We start from the raw sequence: 15,553 nt of genomic DNA on the forward strand, positions 1-15,553 counted from the left end.
GCGCCACGGCCGACAGGTCTCAGACCTCCGCGAGCGCTCCCAGGGGATCGTCCAGCACCGGCTGCCAGGCCAGCTCCGCCGCTCCCACCAGGCTGTTGTGGTCCAGGGAGCAGGCGAGGATCGGCACTCCCCCGCTCTGGCCCCACAGGCTGCGGTCGGCGACCACCGCCCGCAGCCGCTCGGGGTCGGCGCCGAGCAGGCTGCGGTGCAGGCCGCCAAGGATGATGCGGTCGGGGTTGAGGATGTTGACCAGACCCGCGAGGCCCAGTCCCAGCCGGTCGATGAGGGCCTCGGTGGCCATGCGGACGGCGGGGTCGGCGTACTCGTGCCGGATGAGGTCGTCGGCCTGCTTCAGCAGGGACACCTCGGGGCCCGGTTCGAGGCCGGCCGTGGTGAGGAAGGCGAGCGGGTCGGCCTCGACGTCGAGGCATCCGCGGCTGCCGCAGTGACAGGGGCGGCCCTCGGGGTTGACCGTGAGGTGCCCGACCTCCAGCGCCAGGCCCGAACTGCCGGTGTGCAGCCGCCCGTCGAGCACCAGCGCGCCGCCCACGCCGCGGTGCCCCGTGGCCACGCACAGCAGGTCGCGCGAGCCCCGTCCGGCGCCGTGCCGGTGCTCGGCGAGCGCGGCGAGGTTGACGTCGTTGGCCGCGAACGCGGGGCCGGTGATCCCGGCCGCGCGCACGCACTCGGCGAAGATCTGCCGCACCGGCGCCCCCGCCGGCCATGCCAGGTGCAGCGGGTTCAGTGCCAGCCCCGCCGGTTCGGCGACCGCCGACGGCACGGCGAGCCCGGCGCCCACGCACCGCCGTCCGGTCTCGCGCAGCAGCTCGGCGCCCGCCTCCACCACTGAACCCAGCACCTTGGCCGGGTCGGCGTCGACCGTCTCGCAGCCGGGCGCGGTGGCGACGATCCGCCCGCCGAGACCGACCAGCGCCGCCCGGAAGCCGTCGGCGTGCACCTGCGCGGCGAGTGCCACGGGGCCGTCCTCGGCGAGTTCCAGCCGGTGCGAGGGGCGGCCCTGGGATCCGGCGGCGGCACCGGGCCGGGCGTCGACGCGGATCAGTCCGAGCGCCTCCAGTTCCGCGGCGACCGCGCCGGCGGTGGCGCGGGTGACGCCGAGTTCGGCGGTGAGGACGGCGCGGGTCGGGGCGCGCCCGGTGTGCACGAGCTCCAGCGCGGGTCCGAGCGCGCCACGCCCCCGGTCCAGCCGCGTCCTCGAGGTCCCTTCCCCCGCTGTCCGGGGGTCCGCCTTGCCGCTCATGAGGGCGAGTCTCCCATGATCCGTTGGTTCGGCGGCGGCCGCCGGACGCTCCGCGGCAGGTGCGGCAGCGCACGGCCGGCCGGCCGCCCTGCCGTCGTGACCGGCCGGGCGGTTCCCCGCCGCCCTCTCGGGGCGCCGTACGTCACTTGGCGGGCTCTGCCGTAAAGCCGCTCACCCGCAGGGTGACGTTCAGCCGGCCGGTCAGCCCGAGCCCGTCGGGGGCGGTGCCGGGACGCACCCGGGGGACGCCGTGGTAGGCGAGCCGGGACGGTCCGCCGAACACGAACAGGTCGCCGCTGCGCAGCTCGACGTCGGTGTACGGGCGTGAGCGGCTCTCGGTGTTGCCGAACCGGAAGACGCAGGTGTCGCCGAGGCTCAGGGACACCACCGGCGCGTCGGACGTCTCGTCGCCGTCGCGGTGCATGCCCATGCGGGCTTCGGCGTCGTAGAAGTTGATCAGCGCGATGTCGTAGGCGGCTCCGGTCGCCGCCCGCGCGCCGAGCGTCTCGGACACCGCACGCCGGCCCAGGTCTCCGAGCCAGGCCGGGAAGGGCTTCACCGGGGCGCCGTCGCCGTCGACGACCGTGCGGGCGTAGGCGTACGGGTACCAGTGCCAGCCCAGGCAGACCTGCCGGGCGGTCATGACGCCGCCGCCCGGGGTGCGGACCGTGCGCAACCCGGCGGGCTCTCGCGCCCAGTCCCGGCAGGCACGCAGCAGCGCGCGCTGGGCCTCCCCGTCCAGCCAGTCCGGCACGTGCACCGCGCCGGGCGCGACCTCGGCGCGCTGCCTGGGGAAGAGTTCGGCGTCCATGTCCTCCATCCTCGCGCACCGGCCGTGAGCTGCGGCGGCTAGCCTGGACGGCACGATGAACGACCGTATGACGACGCCCTGGGGCGAGCTCGCGCTGGCCCGCTTCCCCGAGGACCCGCGCGACCGCCTGCGCGCCTGGGACGCCTCCGACGAGTATCTGCTCAGGCATCTCGCGGCCGAGGAGGTCCCGCTGTCGGGGACGGTCGTGGTCGTGGGGGACCGCTGGGGCGCGCTGGTGACGGCGCTCGCGCGGCACGCGCCGCTGCAGATCACCGACTCGTACCTCACCCAGGAGGCGACCCGGGCCAACCTCGCGCGGTCCGGGGTGGCACCGGGCACGGTGTCGCTGCGCACCACGCAGGACCCGCCGCCCGAGCGGATCGACGTGCTCCTCGTCCGTGTCCCGAAGAGCCTGGCGCTGCTGGAGGACCAGTTGCTGCGGCTGGCGCCCGCCGTGCACGAGGGCACGGTCGTCGTCGGCACCGGCATGGTGAAGGAGATCCACACCTCGACGCTGGACCTGTTCGAGCGGATCCTCGGCCCCACCCGCACCTCGCTCGCGGAGAAGAAGGCGCGGCTGATCCTCTGCTCTCCGGATCCGTCGCGGCGGCGCCCCGTGAACCCCTGGCCGTACCGCTACACGCTGCCCGCGGACGTCGGAGCGGTCTCCGGGCGCACGGTCGTCAATCACGCGGGGGTCTTCTGCGCGGACCGGCTCGACATCGGCACGCGCTTCTTCCTCGCCCATCTGCCGCGGACCGGTGGCGCCGGCCGGGTGGTGGACCTGGGGTGCGGGAACGGCGTGGTCGGTACGGCCGTGGCGGTGGCCGACCCGGCCGCCGAGCTGCTGTTCGTGGACGAGTCCTTCCAGGCCGTGGCGTCGGCGGAGGCAACGTACGAGGCGAACGGGGCGCCCGGGCACGCCGAGTTCCGGGTCGGCGACGGGCTGGCCGGGGTGGCGTCCGGCAGCGTCGACCTGGTGCTGAACAACCCGCCGTTCCACTCGCACCAGGCGACCACCGACGCGACGGCCTGGCGGATGTTCACGGGCGCGCGGCGGGCGTTGCGGCCGGGTGGTGAGCTGTGGGTGATCGGCAACCGGCATCTCGGGTACCACCTGAAGCTGCGGCGGCTGTTCGGCAACAGCGCTCTGGTGGCGAGCGACCCGAAGTTCGTGGTGCTGAGGGCCGTGAAGCGGTAGGCCCCTTCGCGGGGCCCCGGGTTCGCGCGTCAGGCCGGGCCGCGGTCGCGGGGCGCCGTACGTCAGGGCCGGGGCGCGGCCGCCGGGGCGCCGAGCCGTCAAGGACCGGAGCGCCGCCGCCGGGGCGCCAAGCGTCAGAGCCGAGGCGCGGCCGCCGGGGCGCCGAGCCGTCAAGGACCGGAGCGCCGCCGCCGGGGCGCCGCACGTCAGAGCCGAGGTGCAGCCGCCGGGGCGCCGAGCGTCAGAGCCGAGGTGCAGCCGCCGGGGCGCCAAGCGTCAGAGCCGAGGCGCGGCCGCCGGGGCGCCGAGCCGTCAAGGACCGGAGCGCGGCCGCCGGGGCGCCGTGTGTCAGGGCCGGGGCGCGCCGAGCGTCCGCAGGAGCGCCGCGACCGTCCGCACCATCGCCTCCCGCCCCACGCTGAGGTACTTGCGCGAGTCGACGGCCTCCGGATGCGCGGCGAGGAACTCCCTGATGGCGCCGGTCATGGCGAGGTTGAGGGCGGTGCCGACGTTGACCTTGGTGACACCGCCCGCGACGGCCGCCGTCAGTTCGCCGTCCGGCACTCCGGACGAGCCGTGCAGGACGAGAGGGACGTCCAATGTGCCGGAGAGCCGCTTGAGGAGGGTGTGGTCGAGGGTCGCGGTGCGGGTGGTCATGGCGTGGCTGCTGCCGATGGCGACGGCCAGCGCGTCCACGCCCGTGTCGGCGACGAAGGCGCGGGCCTGGGCGGGGTCGGTGCGGGCGCCGGGCGCGTGGGCGTCCAGCGGCGGCCGGCCGTCCTTGCCGCCGACCTGGCCCAGTTCGGCCTCGATCCACAGTCCCTGGGCGTGCGCCCAGTCGGAGGCGGCGCGGGTCGCGGCGAGGTTCTCGGCGTAGGGCAGGCGCGCGGCGTCGTACATGACGGAACTGAAGCCCGCGTCCGGTGCCTGGCGCAGCAGGCTGTCGCTCTGGATGTGGTCGAGGTGCAAGGCGACGGGGACCGCGGCGCGTTCGGCGGCGGTGACGGCGGCGCGGGCCAGCGGGAGCAGCCGGCCGTAGCGGAAGGTGACGGCGTTCTCGCTGACCTGGAGCACGACCGGGTCGCCGGTGCTCTCGGCGCCGGCGACGACGGCCTCGATGTGTTCCAGCGTGATGATGTTGAAGGCGGCGACGGCGGAGCGGGCCTCGGCGGCGCGCGTCACGAGCTCGCCGGTGGTCACCAGGGGCACGGCTTCTCCTTGCTGGTAATGCGCGGAGGATCACGCGGGCAGGGGCGCGTCGGCCCGTCCTCGCGGGCGGGTGTCAGAGGATCACCGAGCGGGTGAGGTGGCGGGGCCGGTCGGGGTCGAGGCCGCGGGCCGTCGCCACGGCCACGGCGAGGCGCTGGGCGAGGACGAGTTCGGCGAGCGGGTCGAGGCCGCCCGCCACCCACTGCCCGCCGGTGGCCCTCACCTGCTCGGCGAGCCCTTCGGGGGCGGGTCCGAGCATCCAGGTCGCGGTGCCCTCGGTGGTGATGCTGAGGGGGCCGTGCCGGTACTCCATCGCCGGGTACGACTCGGTCCACGCCTGGGCCGCCTCGCGCATCTTCAGGGCGGCCTCGTGGGCGAGTCCCACGGTCCAGCCGGTGCCGAGGAAGGTGAACTGGCCGCGCTCCACGAGCCCTTCGGGCAGCTCGGCGTCGAGTGCGGTGCGGGCGTCGGTGACGGCGGCGTCGGTGTGCCGGCCGAGGTGGGCGCGGAGCAGGGTGAGGGCGGTGGTGGCGAAGCGGGTCTGCACGACCGAGCGCTCGTCGGCGAAGTCGAGGACGACGACGTCGTCGGCGGCGGCCATGACGGGCGTGTGCGGGTCGGCGGTGATCGCGGAGGTGCGGGTGCGTCCGTGCACCGTGCGGAGCAGGTCGAGCACCTCGGTGGTGGTGCCCGAGCGACTCAGGGCGAGGATCCGGTCGTAGCCGCGGCCACGGGGGAACTCCGAGGCGGCGAAGGCGTCCGTCTCGCCCTGGCCCGCCTCCTCGCGCAGCGCCGCGACGGACTGCGCCATGAAGTACGAGGTGCCGCATCCGACGATCGCGACCCGCTCCCCCGGGGCGGGCAGCGCCTCGCGGTGCTCCGGCGCGAGCGCGGCGGCCCGGGTCCAGCACTCGGGCTGGCTGCGCAGCTCGTCCTCGACATGCGTCATGCCGTACCCCTCCCTGCGTTTGATTGTTCCTGCAAGATACAGCGCCGTTTCGAGCAGAATCAAGCATTCTGCCGATCAAGGGCTGCGCTAGGGTCACCGGTACCGAGGAACGTGCAGGGAGGTGCGGATGTCGCGGGACGCCCGCTGGAAGGCGCTGCTGGAACTGCTCGTCGAGCGCGGCCGGCTGGACGTGGAGGAGGCGGCGGCGGAACTGGAGGTGTCGACCGCGACGATCCGCCGGGACTTCGACGGGCTCGCCGAGCAGCAGATGCTGGTCCGCACCCGGGGTGGCGCGGTCGTGCACGGAGTCTCGTACGAACTGCCGCTGCGCTACAAGACCGCCCGCCGCGCCTCCGAGAAGCAGCGCATCGCCCAGGCGGTCGCCGATCTGGTCGCGCCCGGCGAGGCGGTGGGGCTGACCGGCGGCACGACCACCACCGAGGTGGCGCGGGCCCTGGCCGTGCGCGGCGACCTCGCCAGCGGGGCGCCCGCGCTGACCGTCGTCACCAACGCGCTGAACATCGCCAACGAGCTGGCGGTGCGTCCGCAGTTCAAGATCGTGGTCACGGGCGGGGTCGCGCGGGCGCAGTCCTACGAGCTGATCGGGCCGCTGGCGGACGGGGTGCTGAGCCAGATCACGCTGGACGTGGCGGTGCTCGGGGTCGTCGGACTGCACGTCACGGACGGGGCGGCGGCGCACGACGAGGCGGAGGCCGCGATCAACCGGCTGCTGTGCGAGCGCGCCGAGCGGGTGGTCGTCGCGGCCGACTCCAGCAAGCTGGGGCGGCGCGCCTTCGCCCGGATCTGCGGCACCGAACTGGTGGACACGCTTGTCACGGACTCGGCGGCGGACGAGGAGACGGTGCGGCGCTTCGAGGAGGCGGGCGTGACGGTGGTGGCGGTCTGACCCCCGGCGGGCCCTTGTCGTCCCGCCGCCTCGACCGATCGCGCCTAAGCTTAAGAGACGCAGTGCGGGCCGGTTGCGGGAGGCTGCGATGGACGGGACACCGCGCGGGACGGCGCCCGGGCGCTCCGGGTATCTGCCGATCTCCGAGCACGGGCTGATCGGCGATCTGCGCAGCGTCGCCCTGGTCGGCTCCAACGGCACGATCGACTGGTACTGCTGTTCCGCGTTCGACGCGCCGAGCGTCTTCGCGTCGATCCTGGACGCGGAGCGGGGCGGCTGCTTCGAGCTGGCGGCCTCCGTGCCCGCGCGTACCAAGCAGTTCTACTTCCCCGACACCAACGTCCTGATCACCCGCTTCTTCACCGAGGACGGCGTCGGCGAGGTGCAGGACTTCATGCCGATCACCGGGGCCGCCGAGGCGGAGCGGCACCGGCTGATCCGGCGGGTGCTGTGCGTGCGCGGCGCGATCCCGTTCCGCGCCCGGGTGGCACCGCGCTTCGACTACGGCACCCAGCCGCACACCCTGCGCATGGTGAACGACGTGGCGGTCTTCGAGTCCGCCGACCTGTCCCTCGGCCTCACCTCCACGGTGCCCCTGGACGCCGCCGGTCTCGACGCCCGCGCCGACTTCAAGCTCTCCGAGGGCGAGTCGGCGGTGTTCGCGCTGGACCAGGTCGGCGAGGACGTGGCTCCGCGCTGCTGCCCGAGCCGGGAGGCGGAGGCGCAGTTCTCGGCGACGGTGGCGTACTGGCGGCGCTGGCTGTCGGCCTCCAAGTACCGCGGCCGGTGGCGGGAGATGGTGCACCGCTCGGCGCTCACCCTGAAGCTGCTCACCTACGCGCCCACCGGTGCGATCGTGGCCGCGCCGACCACCAGCCTGCCCGAGCAGCTGGGCGGCGAACGCAACTGGGACTACCGGTACGTGTGGGTACGCGACGCCGCCTTCTGCGTGTACGCGCTGCTGCGGCTGGGCTTCACCGGCGAGGCCGACGCGTTCATGAAGTTCGTGACCCGGCACATCACCCCGGGCGACGGCAAGCCGTCGGGCCCGCTGCAGATCATGTACGGCATCGACGGCCGCACCGACCTGCCCGAGCGGGAACTCGGCCATCTGGAGGGGCATGAGGGCGCGACCCCGGTACGGATCGGCAACGCCGCCGCCGACCAGCTCCAGCTCGACATCTACGGTGCGCTGATCGACTCCATCTATCTGTACGACAAGTGGGCGCAGCCGATCTCCAGCGCCCAGTGGGACGACGTGTGCGCCCTGGTCGACTGGGTGTGCGAGAACTGGGACCAGCCCGACGAGGGGGTCTGGGAGACCCGCGGCGGCCGCAAGAACTTCCTCTACTCGCGCCTGATGTGCTGGGTGGCCATCGAGCGGGCCATCCGGATGGCCACCCGGCGCGGGCTGCCCGCGGACATCGTGCGGTGGCGGGGCGTACGGGACACCATCTACCGGCGGATCATGAGCCATGGCTGGTCCGAGCGGCGTCAGGCGTTCGTCCAGCACGAGGACGACGAGGTGCTGGACGCGGCGGTCCTGATGATGCCGCTGTCGAAGTTCATCGCGCCCACCGACCCCAAGTGGCTGTCCACGCTGGACGTCCTCACCGAGGACCTGGTGTCCGACTCGCTGGTCTACCGCTACGACCCGCGGGCCAGCCCCGACGGGCTGCGCGGCGACGAGGGCACGTTCTCGATCTGCTCGTTCTGGTACGTCGAGGCGATGGTGCACGCCGGGCGGGTGGAGGAGGCACGGCTGGCGTTCGAGAAGATGCTCACCTACGCCAACCATCTCGGCCTGTACGCCGAGGAGATCAGCCACACCGGCCAGCAGCAGGGCAACTTCCCGCAGGCGTTCACCCATCTCGCGCTGATCAGCGCGGCGTTCAACCTGGACAAGGCCCTCGGCTGACCGGCCGGGCGCACGGGCGCCGGCCGGTCAGCGGGAGGGACGGCGGGGTCAGTCGCGCAGGATCAGGGCGTCGCCGACGAGCCGCTCGGTGGTGCCGCTCGGCCGGTTCACCAGTTCGCCCCGGACGGACATGGCGGTGGAGCCGCCGCCGTCGAGGTTGACCGCGTCGTGCATGCCGAGCGCCTGGGCGACGGCGGCGGTCTCGTCCATGGTGGTACCGACGCTGCTGGTCATCCGGCCGTCGATGGTCGCGAGGACGATCCGGCCGTCCTTCGTGGTGCCGCCGACGGTGCGGGGGTTGCGGTCGAAGAAGCTGCCCGTGCCGTCCGGGACGACGATCTCGCCCTCGGCGGTCAGCCGGTAGCGGCCGTTGACGCCGGTGAGGCCGCTGTGCAGCGCGACCCGCCGGCCCTGCTCGTCGACCAGGTCGGAACGGGTCCGCAGGCAGTCCTCGCCCGCCACCTGTAGCAGCGAGGCCGTCTCACGGCCGGTCGCCTGGAGCGACGTCTGACCGGTGGTCAGCTGCGTGCCCCGGGTGGTGGAGCTACGGACGACACAGCCGCGCCGGTCGAGGACGACCTCGGCGCCGGCGCCGGACGGGGTGGCCGCGGCGAACTCGGGCGTGAAGCGGACGACGTCACCGGGCTGGGTGCACTGGGTCTGGTCCGGGAGCGTGGTGCACCCGGCGGGGACGACCGGCGGGTGGTTGAGGAACTCCAGCGGCAGGCTCGCCCCGGTGGCCCGGTTGTGCACGCTGCCCGACCAGCTCAGCTTGCCCATGACGACCCGGTCGGTGCGGGAGTCCACGACGAAGTTGACCTCGGCGGGGTCGCTGGACGGCTCGCTGAGCAGCTTGCCGCCGTACAGACCGAGCCCGACCGGGTCACCCGGGTACTGCGGGTTGGCGGTGAAGGTGAAGAAGGAGGCGTTGACGCCCACGAGCGCCCCGGAGGCGCGGACGAGGTCGGTGGTCTTCTCGGTGCGGGCGAGGTCGGGGCCGTAGGTGGCCTCCAGGTGGCCGCGCGCCTTGCGGGGGTCGATGGTCAGGACGTTGACGACCCAGGGACCGCGGGTCGTGGTGTTGATCTCGTCGGCCGGTGCGGGCTCGGTGCCCCGGACGATACGGGTGAGGGTGACACCGCGGGCCAGGGTCTGGCTGGTGCGGGTCTCCACCAGGTCGGCGTCGCCGAGAGGCAGGGTCCGGGCCACGGGGGCGGCCTGAGCGGCGGTTGCGGCCTGAGCAGGAGGGGCGGCCTCGGCGGAGGGGGCGGCCAGGAGGGCGAAGGCCGCGGCGGTGGCCGCGGCGACACGGGACAGTCCGGCTCTGGTCGTTGTCATGCTCGCGAGGGTCCGAGCCACAGGCAACAGCCACCGCTTCGCCAGTTGGCCCCATACCACCGCGTGGGTTAACAACCACTCCCACAGCGGGGCAAGTTGGCCGGGAGGTGACGGCCACGGGTAACGACGCGTTGCCTGCCGGTGAAGAGCCTCGGCCCGGTCGGGCATCGGGCGACGGGCCGTCAACTCCGTGCCGCCAGGCGCTCTGTGTTCGTCATGAGGGACAGGGTAGGGATGTGCCGAGGCGCGTCCAGTACCTGATCGGCCAAGCCGATGTCGACCAGTTCGCCCGCTTCCAGGACGGCGACGCGCCGTGCGAGACGGGCGGTGGCCAGGTCGTGGGTGATCAGGACGAGGGAGAGGTCGTGGCCGTGGCGTCCGCCTTCTCGTCCGCGGTGGCCGCCGCCGTCACCGCGGTCGTCGCCGTCGCCGGATCCGTCGTGGAGGAGTCCCGCGAGGACGTCGAGGATGCCGCGGCGGGTGACCGGGTCCAGCCCGGAGGTGATCTCGTCGCAGATCAGGACCCGGGGGCGGGCGAGGAGGGCACGGGCCAGGGCGGCACGCTGGAGTTCCCCACCGGAGAGCTGCCCGGGCCGGCGGCCGGCCAGTCGCTCCGGGAGGCCGAGGCGCGCGAGCGTGGCGAGCGCCTCCGTCCGGGCGGTCGGCTCGTCGGCGCCGCGCAGGCGCACGGCCGTACGAGCGACCTGGGAGACGACGGGCCGGAACTCGTCGAAGGCGGCCCGCGCGTCCTGGAAGACGTATTGCACCGCCGCCAGTTGGGCGCGATCACGCTCGCGCAGACTGCGGGGCAGCGCGCGGCCGTCCAGCAGGATCTCCCCGACGTGGTCACGGTGCAGCCCGGCCAGGCAGCGCGCCAGGGTGGTCTTGCCGCTGCCGGAGCGACCGACGACGGCCAGGCACTCGCTCGCGCCGAGGGTGAGAGCGGGGACCCGCACCGCCGTGTGCGTACCCCGGCGACCGTCTCGGTGACGCGCGGTGAGGTCCCGCACGGTCAGTACCCCGGCAGCGCCGGGCGGCGCGGTCCCGTCCCCGGCGGCCGGCGTCCCCGCCCGCAGGAGCCGCCGGGTCCATGCGTGGCGCGGCGCGCTCCACAGCCGCGCGGGCGGACCCGACTCCACGACCCGGCCGGCGCGCATGACCAGGACGTCGTCGGCGAGGGCCCGTACGACGTCGAGGTCGTGGCTGAGCAGCAGCACTGCGATGCCCTGCGCGGCCACCGCCGCCAGGTGGTCGACGATCCGGCTCTTGGTGAGGGCGTCCTGTCCGGTGGTGGGTTCGTCCGCGACGACGATCCGGGCGCCGGACAGCAGCGCCTGGGCGAGGACCACGCGCTGTTGCTGACCACCGGAGAGCTGGTGCGGGTAGCGGTCCAGCAGGGCTTCGCCCTCGGTGAGCTGTGCGTCGGCGAGCGCGCGCAGGACCCGTTCGCGGGCCGCCGCCCGCCGCGCGCGACGGGGCAGGTCCCGGACCCGGACGTGGGCGATGTCGTCGAGGAGCGCCGACACGCGCCGGGCGGGGTTGAGCACGGCGGACGGATGCTGGGGGACATGGCCGACAGCCGCCGCAGCGCGGACGTCGCCGGTGACACGGGCGCCCGGCGGGTATTCCCCGAGCAGCGCGAGACCGGTCGTGGTCTTGCCGCTGCCGGAGGCACCGACGAGCGCGGTCACCCTGCCGGGCAGGAGCCGCAGGTCGACGCCGTCGACGACGGCCCTGCCGTCGATCTCGACGCGCAGTCCGGTGATCTCCGCGACGGGATCCGGCTGATCCGGTACGTCGTTCACGGCTGTCGTCCCCTTTCTGTGCCGCGCTTGTCGAGCGCGGCGTCGAACAGCAGGTTGCTGCCCGTCGTCAGGGCGACGATCAGCAGGGCGGGCACCACGACGGCCCAGGCCTGCACGGCGAGGCCGGTGCGGTTGCGGTCCACCATGACCGCCCAGTCGGCGGCGTCCGGCGCGACCCCGACGCCGAGGAACGCGGCGGTCGCCACCAGATGGAGCACGCCGGTGAGGCGGACGCCCGCGTCGGCGGCGAGGGTGCCCAGCGTGGAACGGGCCACGTGCCCGACGGCCATGCGCCACCAGGACTCGCCCTGCATGCGCAGCGCCTCGACGGCGGGCCGTGCGGCGGCCTGCGCCGCCGCGGCGCGGACGATCCTGGCCGCGTCCGGGATGTTGACCACCGCCACGAGCAGGGCCAGTCCGCCCGCGCCCGGCTCGAACACCGCGGCCACCAGCAGGATCAGCAGCAGCGACGGCACCGCGAGCAGCACGTCCAGGGGCCGCATCAGCAGTTCCTCCAGGGTGCGCCGGTGGGTCAGCGCGGCCAGCAGGCCGAGGGGCAGGGCGACGGCGTAGGCCAGCGCGGTCGCCGCGAGCGCGGTCACCACCACCGGCCGGCCGCCGTGGAGCACCTGGTGCCAGACGTCCCGGCCGACGAAGTCGGTGCCGAGCAGGTGGCCGTCCCCCGGTGCGAAGGACATGCCGCGCGGGCCCGGTTCGCCCGCGAACAGCGGTCCCAGCAGGGCCAGTGCGAGCGGTACGGCGACGACGACCGCGCCGAGCAGGAACCGGGGCCTCACGCGGCCACCCCCGCCCGTGGCGCGAACCGGTGGGCGACCAGGTCGGCACCGAGGTTCAGTACGACGGCAAGGACGCCGAAGACGACGGCCAGGCCCTGCACGACCGGCACGTCGCGTTCGGCGACGGCGTCGAGCAGGACGGTGCCCAGTCCGGGGACGACGTAGAGGGCCTCCACGACGACGACGCCGCACAGCAGCCAGTCGATCGTGCGCGCGAGTTGCTGGGCGGCCGGTCCGAGGGCGTTGGGCAGGGCGTGCGCGTAGCGGACCCGGGCGCCGGCGACGCCGTAGCGGCGGGCGTGCACCGCGTACGGCGCCGCCAGGGCGTCGACCATGCCGGCCCGCACCAGGCGGGCCAGCGAGCAGACGGGCCGCGCGACCAGGACGAGCACCGGCAGGACCAGCGCGGCCGGATGCGCGAGCAGATCGGTGCCGTAGCCGAGGGCGGTCGGCGGCAGCCAGCCCAGCTGGAGCGCCAGGACGCCGACGAGCAGCACGCCCAGCGCGAACTCCGGGACGGCGTACACGGCGAGCGTCACCGAGCTGACCAGGCGGTCGACCGGCCGCCCCGCGTGCCGTGCGGCCAGCACGCCGAGGCCGAAGCCGAGCGGCACGAGCAGGGCGACGGTGAGCGCGGCCAGCAGCAGGGTGGGGCCGAGACCGCCGCTGATGTACTGGGCGACCGGGCGGCCGGAGGCGAGCGAGGTCCCGAAGTCGCCGTGCGTGAGGCCCGCGGCCCAGTCGGCCAGCCGTTCGTGGGCGGGCCGGTCGAGCTGCATGGCCTCCCTGATCGCGGCGACGCGTGCCGGGTCGGGCTGGTCCCCGGCAAGCGCGACCGCCGCGTCGCCCGGCAGCGCCTCGGTGAGCGCGAAGACCAGCAGCACCACGGCCGCGGTCTGCACGACACCGAGGAGCAGCCGCCGGGCGACGAAGGAGCGCAGTCCGCTCACCCCAGCCACACCTTGTCGAACCGTGCCCAGTCGAGGGTGTTGGCGGGCGCGTCCTTCGCGACGCCTCGGACGTTGCGCGCCGTGCCGAGGATCCAGTCGGCGAAGCCCCACACGAGGAAGCCGCCCTCGGTGTACAGGCGGCGCTGCATCCGCCCGTACACGGCGGCCCGTTCGGTCCTGTCCCTGGTGGACTGGGCCTGCCGGTAGAGCGCGTCGAAGTCCTTGTGCCGCCATTTGGTGGCGTTGGTGGCGGAGTCGGTGAGCAGTCGCTGGGAGATGTGCGCCTCGATGGGCATGGCGCCGGAGCGGTAGCAGGACAGGGTGCCGCTGTCGAGGATGTCGCTCCAGTAGGAGTCCTTGCTGCCCATCCGCACCTCGACGGTGACACCCGCCTTCCTCGCCTGGTCGCGGAAGATGCTCGCGGCCTCGGCGAATCCGGCGGCGACGGCCGAGGTGTCCAGGGTGACCCGGAGGTCCTCGGCGCCGGCCCGCTTGAGCAGGGCCCGTGCCCGGTCGAGGTCCTGCTCCCGCTGCGGGAGACCGTCGGCGTAGTACTCGTAGCCCTTGCCGAACAGGTCGTTGCCCACCTCGCCCGCCCCGGACAGGGCGCCGTCGACGAGTTCCGCCCGGTCGGCGATGAGGAAGAAGGCCTGGCGGACCCGCGCGTCGTGGAAGGGCGGCCGGTCCGTCTTCATCGCGAAGGCCTGCATGGCGCTGTTCCGCAGGCGGACGATCGCGATCCGCCCCTGCTTCTCGTGGGCGCGCGCGGTGGTCGGGTTGAGTTCGTGGGCGTACTCGACCTGCCCGCCGAGCAGGGCGTTGACGCGCGCGGACTCCTCGTTCGCGACGACGAACTCCAGCTCGTCGAGGTACGGGGCGCCGTCCCAGTAGCCGTCGTACCGGCGGACCACGGCCGAGCGGCCGGGGGCGAAGGAGACGAACCGGAAGGGCCCCGAGCCGATCGGCTGCCGCCCTGCCCCGGGCGACGCGTGGCGGGGCACGATGTACGCGCCGAACGCGGCCAGCACGTTGGGGAATTCGGCGGTGGGACGCTTCAGCACGAACTCGATGCCGCGCTCGCCGGTGGCGCGGCTGGCGTCGAGGTCGATCGGCTCCAGGGAGGCCCTGGCGCGGAACGCCTGCTTCGGGTCGGCGATCCGCCGGTAGCTGTGCAGGACGTCGGCGGCGGTGACCGGCCTGCCGTCGTGGAAGGTGGCCTCGCGCAGTGTGACCTGCCAGCGGTCCAGCGTCCTGTTGGGCTCCCAACGGGCGGCGAGGCGGGGGCGTGCGGCGAGGTCGGGGCCGTGGTCGGCGAGCTTGTCGTACAGCGCCTTGGCGCGGGCCACGTCGACGAAGAGGTTGGCCAGGTGCGGGTCGAGGGTCTCGCTCGCGCCGCCCCCGGCGAACGCGGCGCGCAGCCGTCCGCCGCGCCGTGGCTTTCCGTCGCCCGCGCCGGTCCCGGTGTCGCCGGAGGAGTCGCAGCCGGGGAGCGCGAGGGCGCCGAGGGAGGCGGCTCCGGTGGCGGCGAGGAAGCCGCGCCGGCGCAGGCCTGGGAGGCGTTCGTGGTGCATGAGGGTTCCTTGGGGTGGGAGGGACAGGTCAGTGGGGGGTGGTGAGGCGCGCGACCAGGTGCAGCCGGTCGGCGTCCGTCGTGGTGCCCGGGGCCATGCCCTCGCTCCACCGCGGCTCGGTGCGCGGCCCCGGTCCGTCGTGCAGGTCGAGGACCTCGAAGCCGTGCGCGGCCAGCACGAACCGCAGCTCCTGCGGGAGAAGCAGCCGCCAGGCGGAACGCTGGGTGACGGGAGCCGATCCGTCGTCGGCGCTCCAGGTCCTGACGCGGCGCAGGAGCCCGGCGGTGCGGTCCACGGTGAGGGTCGTGGTGGACCGGTACTCCGTGCCCCGCCAGGTGAAGGAGTCGGCCTTCGGCGTGTCGAGCAGGTCGGTACGGCCGAGGAAGTAGGCGCCGTTGCGCATCTCGGCGACCAGCAGGCCACCCCGCGTGAGGGTCAGTCGGCAGGACCTCAGGAAGCCGTCGAGCTGTTCGTTGGTGTGGCAGTACAGCAGCGCGCTGTCCAGGCACACCACCGCGTCGAATGCGCCCCGGCCGAGGTCGAAGCCGTGCAGATCGGCGCGGACGTAGTCGGGTCCGCGATGGTGGGCACGGGCGTGCGCCAGCATCGTCTCGGAGACGTCGGCGCCGGTCACCCGGCGCCCGGCGCCGTGCAGATGGGCGGCGTCGCGCCCGGTGCCGCACCCCATGTCGAGGACGCGGGGGCCGGCGCCGTACCGCCGCAGGCGGTCCTCGGCCCAGCGGCCGGCGAGACGGCCGGGATCGGGGAAGCGGGCCTCGTACAGCTCCGGGTGGTCGCAGAGGAGGTTGTGCGCGGGTGTCGTCGGGGACATGGCT

Annotated in this window: 13 protein-coding genes; 3 read left to right on the forward strand and 10 right to left on the reverse strand. The window is 74.2% G+C overall.

Annotation, left to right across the window (positions count from 1 at the left end; translation table 11 throughout):
- Positions 1 to 19: 19 nt before the first annotated feature.
- Both ACIP2X_RS13345 and ACIP2X_RS13350 read right to left on the reverse strand, forming a co-directional pair.
- Positions 20 to 1,261, reverse strand: a complete 1,242-nt coding sequence (locus ACIP2X_RS13345; protein ID WP_401671483.1) for an ROK family protein — start codon at positions 1,259 to 1,261, stop codon at positions 20 to 22.
- Between the two features lie 142 nt (positions 1,262 to 1,403).
- Positions 1,404 to 2,072: an alpha-ketoglutarate-dependent dioxygenase AlkB family protein gene (locus tag ACIP2X_RS13350; RefSeq protein ID WP_401671485.1), complete on the reverse strand. Its 669-nt coding sequence runs from the start codon at positions 2,070 to 2,072 to the stop codon at positions 1,404 to 1,406.
- A 67-nt stretch (positions 2,073 to 2,139) separates the two neighbouring features.
- Here ACIP2X_RS13350 and ACIP2X_RS13355 point away from each other — a divergent pair, with 67 nt between their 5' ends.
- Complete coding sequence (locus ACIP2X_RS13355; RefSeq protein WP_401672356.1) at positions 2,140 to 3,273, forward strand: methyltransferase; 1,134 nt, start codon at positions 2,140 to 2,142, stop codon at positions 3,271 to 3,273.
- Positions 3,274 to 3,621: 348 nt separating this feature from the next.
- On the opposite strand, the gene ACIP2X_RS13360 is transcribed toward ACIP2X_RS13355, so the two are convergent.
- Both ACIP2X_RS13360 and ACIP2X_RS13365 read right to left on the reverse strand, forming a co-directional pair.
- Entirely contained in the window at positions 3,622 to 4,482 is an 861-nt protein-coding gene (locus ACIP2X_RS13360) for a ketose-bisphosphate aldolase (RefSeq protein WP_401671488.1), read from the reverse strand.
- Between the two features lie 73 nt (positions 4,483 to 4,555).
- A complete protein-coding gene (locus ACIP2X_RS13365; protein ID WP_401671491.1) occupies positions 4,556 to 5,431 on the reverse strand; it encodes an SIS domain-containing protein in 876 nt (291 codons plus the stop codon).
- A gap of 127 nt (positions 5,432 to 5,558) precedes the next feature.
- Here ACIP2X_RS13365 and ACIP2X_RS13370 point away from each other — a divergent pair, with 127 nt between their 5' ends.
- Complete coding sequence (locus tag ACIP2X_RS13370) at positions 5,559 to 6,338, forward strand: DeoR/GlpR family DNA-binding transcription regulator (RefSeq protein WP_401671494.1); 780 nt, start codon at positions 5,559 to 5,561, stop codon at positions 6,336 to 6,338.
- Positions 6,339 to 6,426: 88 nt separating this feature from the next.
- Entirely contained in the window at positions 6,427 to 8,256 is a 1,830-nt protein-coding gene (locus tag ACIP2X_RS13375) for a glycoside hydrolase family 15 protein (RefSeq protein ID WP_401671496.1), read from the forward strand.
- 48 nt (positions 8,257 to 8,304) lie between these two features.
- On the opposite strand, the gene ACIP2X_RS13380 is transcribed toward ACIP2X_RS13375, so the two are convergent.
- From ACIP2X_RS13380 to ACIP2X_RS13405, 6 genes are all read right to left on the reverse strand, one after another.
- The gene (locus ACIP2X_RS13380) at positions 8,305 to 9,594 is read right to left on the reverse strand and encodes a phosphodiester glycosidase family protein (RefSeq protein WP_401671499.1); all 1,290 of its coding nucleotides are present in this window, start codon (positions 9,592 to 9,594) and stop codon (positions 8,305 to 8,307) included.
- A gap of 182 nt (positions 9,595 to 9,776) precedes the next feature.
- Positions 9,777 to 11,399 carry an ABC transporter ATP-binding protein gene (locus tag ACIP2X_RS13385; RefSeq protein ID WP_401671501.1) on the reverse strand — a complete coding sequence of 541 codons (1,623 nt, stop codon included), beginning with the start codon at positions 11,397 to 11,399 and terminating at the stop codon, positions 9,777 to 9,779.
- Entirely contained in the window at positions 11,396 to 12,196 is an 801-nt protein-coding gene (locus ACIP2X_RS13390; protein WP_401671503.1) for an ABC transporter permease subunit, read from the reverse strand. Before ACIP2X_RS13390 ends, ACIP2X_RS13385 begins: the two co-directional genes overlap by 4 nt.
- On the reverse strand, positions 12,193 to 13,146 hold the full coding sequence (locus tag ACIP2X_RS13395) for an ABC transporter permease (RefSeq protein ID WP_401671505.1): 954 nt from the start codon (positions 13,144 to 13,146) through the stop codon (positions 12,193 to 12,195). Before ACIP2X_RS13395 ends, ACIP2X_RS13390 begins: the two co-directional genes overlap by 4 nt.
- Positions 13,143 to 14,717, reverse strand: coding sequence for an ABC transporter substrate-binding protein (locus ACIP2X_RS13400; RefSeq protein ID WP_401671507.1), 1,575 nt, complete (start codon positions 14,715 to 14,717; stop codon positions 13,143 to 13,145). Before ACIP2X_RS13400 ends, ACIP2X_RS13395 begins: the two co-directional genes overlap by 4 nt.
- A gap of 28 nt (positions 14,718 to 14,745) precedes the next feature.
- A complete protein-coding gene (locus tag ACIP2X_RS13405; protein ID WP_401671510.1) occupies positions 14,746 to 15,549 on the reverse strand; it encodes a class I SAM-dependent methyltransferase in 804 nt (267 codons plus the stop codon).
- Positions 15,550 to 15,553 lie beyond the last annotated feature (4 nt).

Source organism: Streptomyces sp. NPDC089424, from assembly GCF_044749345.1.
Lineage (GTDB): Bacteria > Actinomycetota > Actinomycetes > Streptomycetales > Streptomycetaceae > Streptomyces.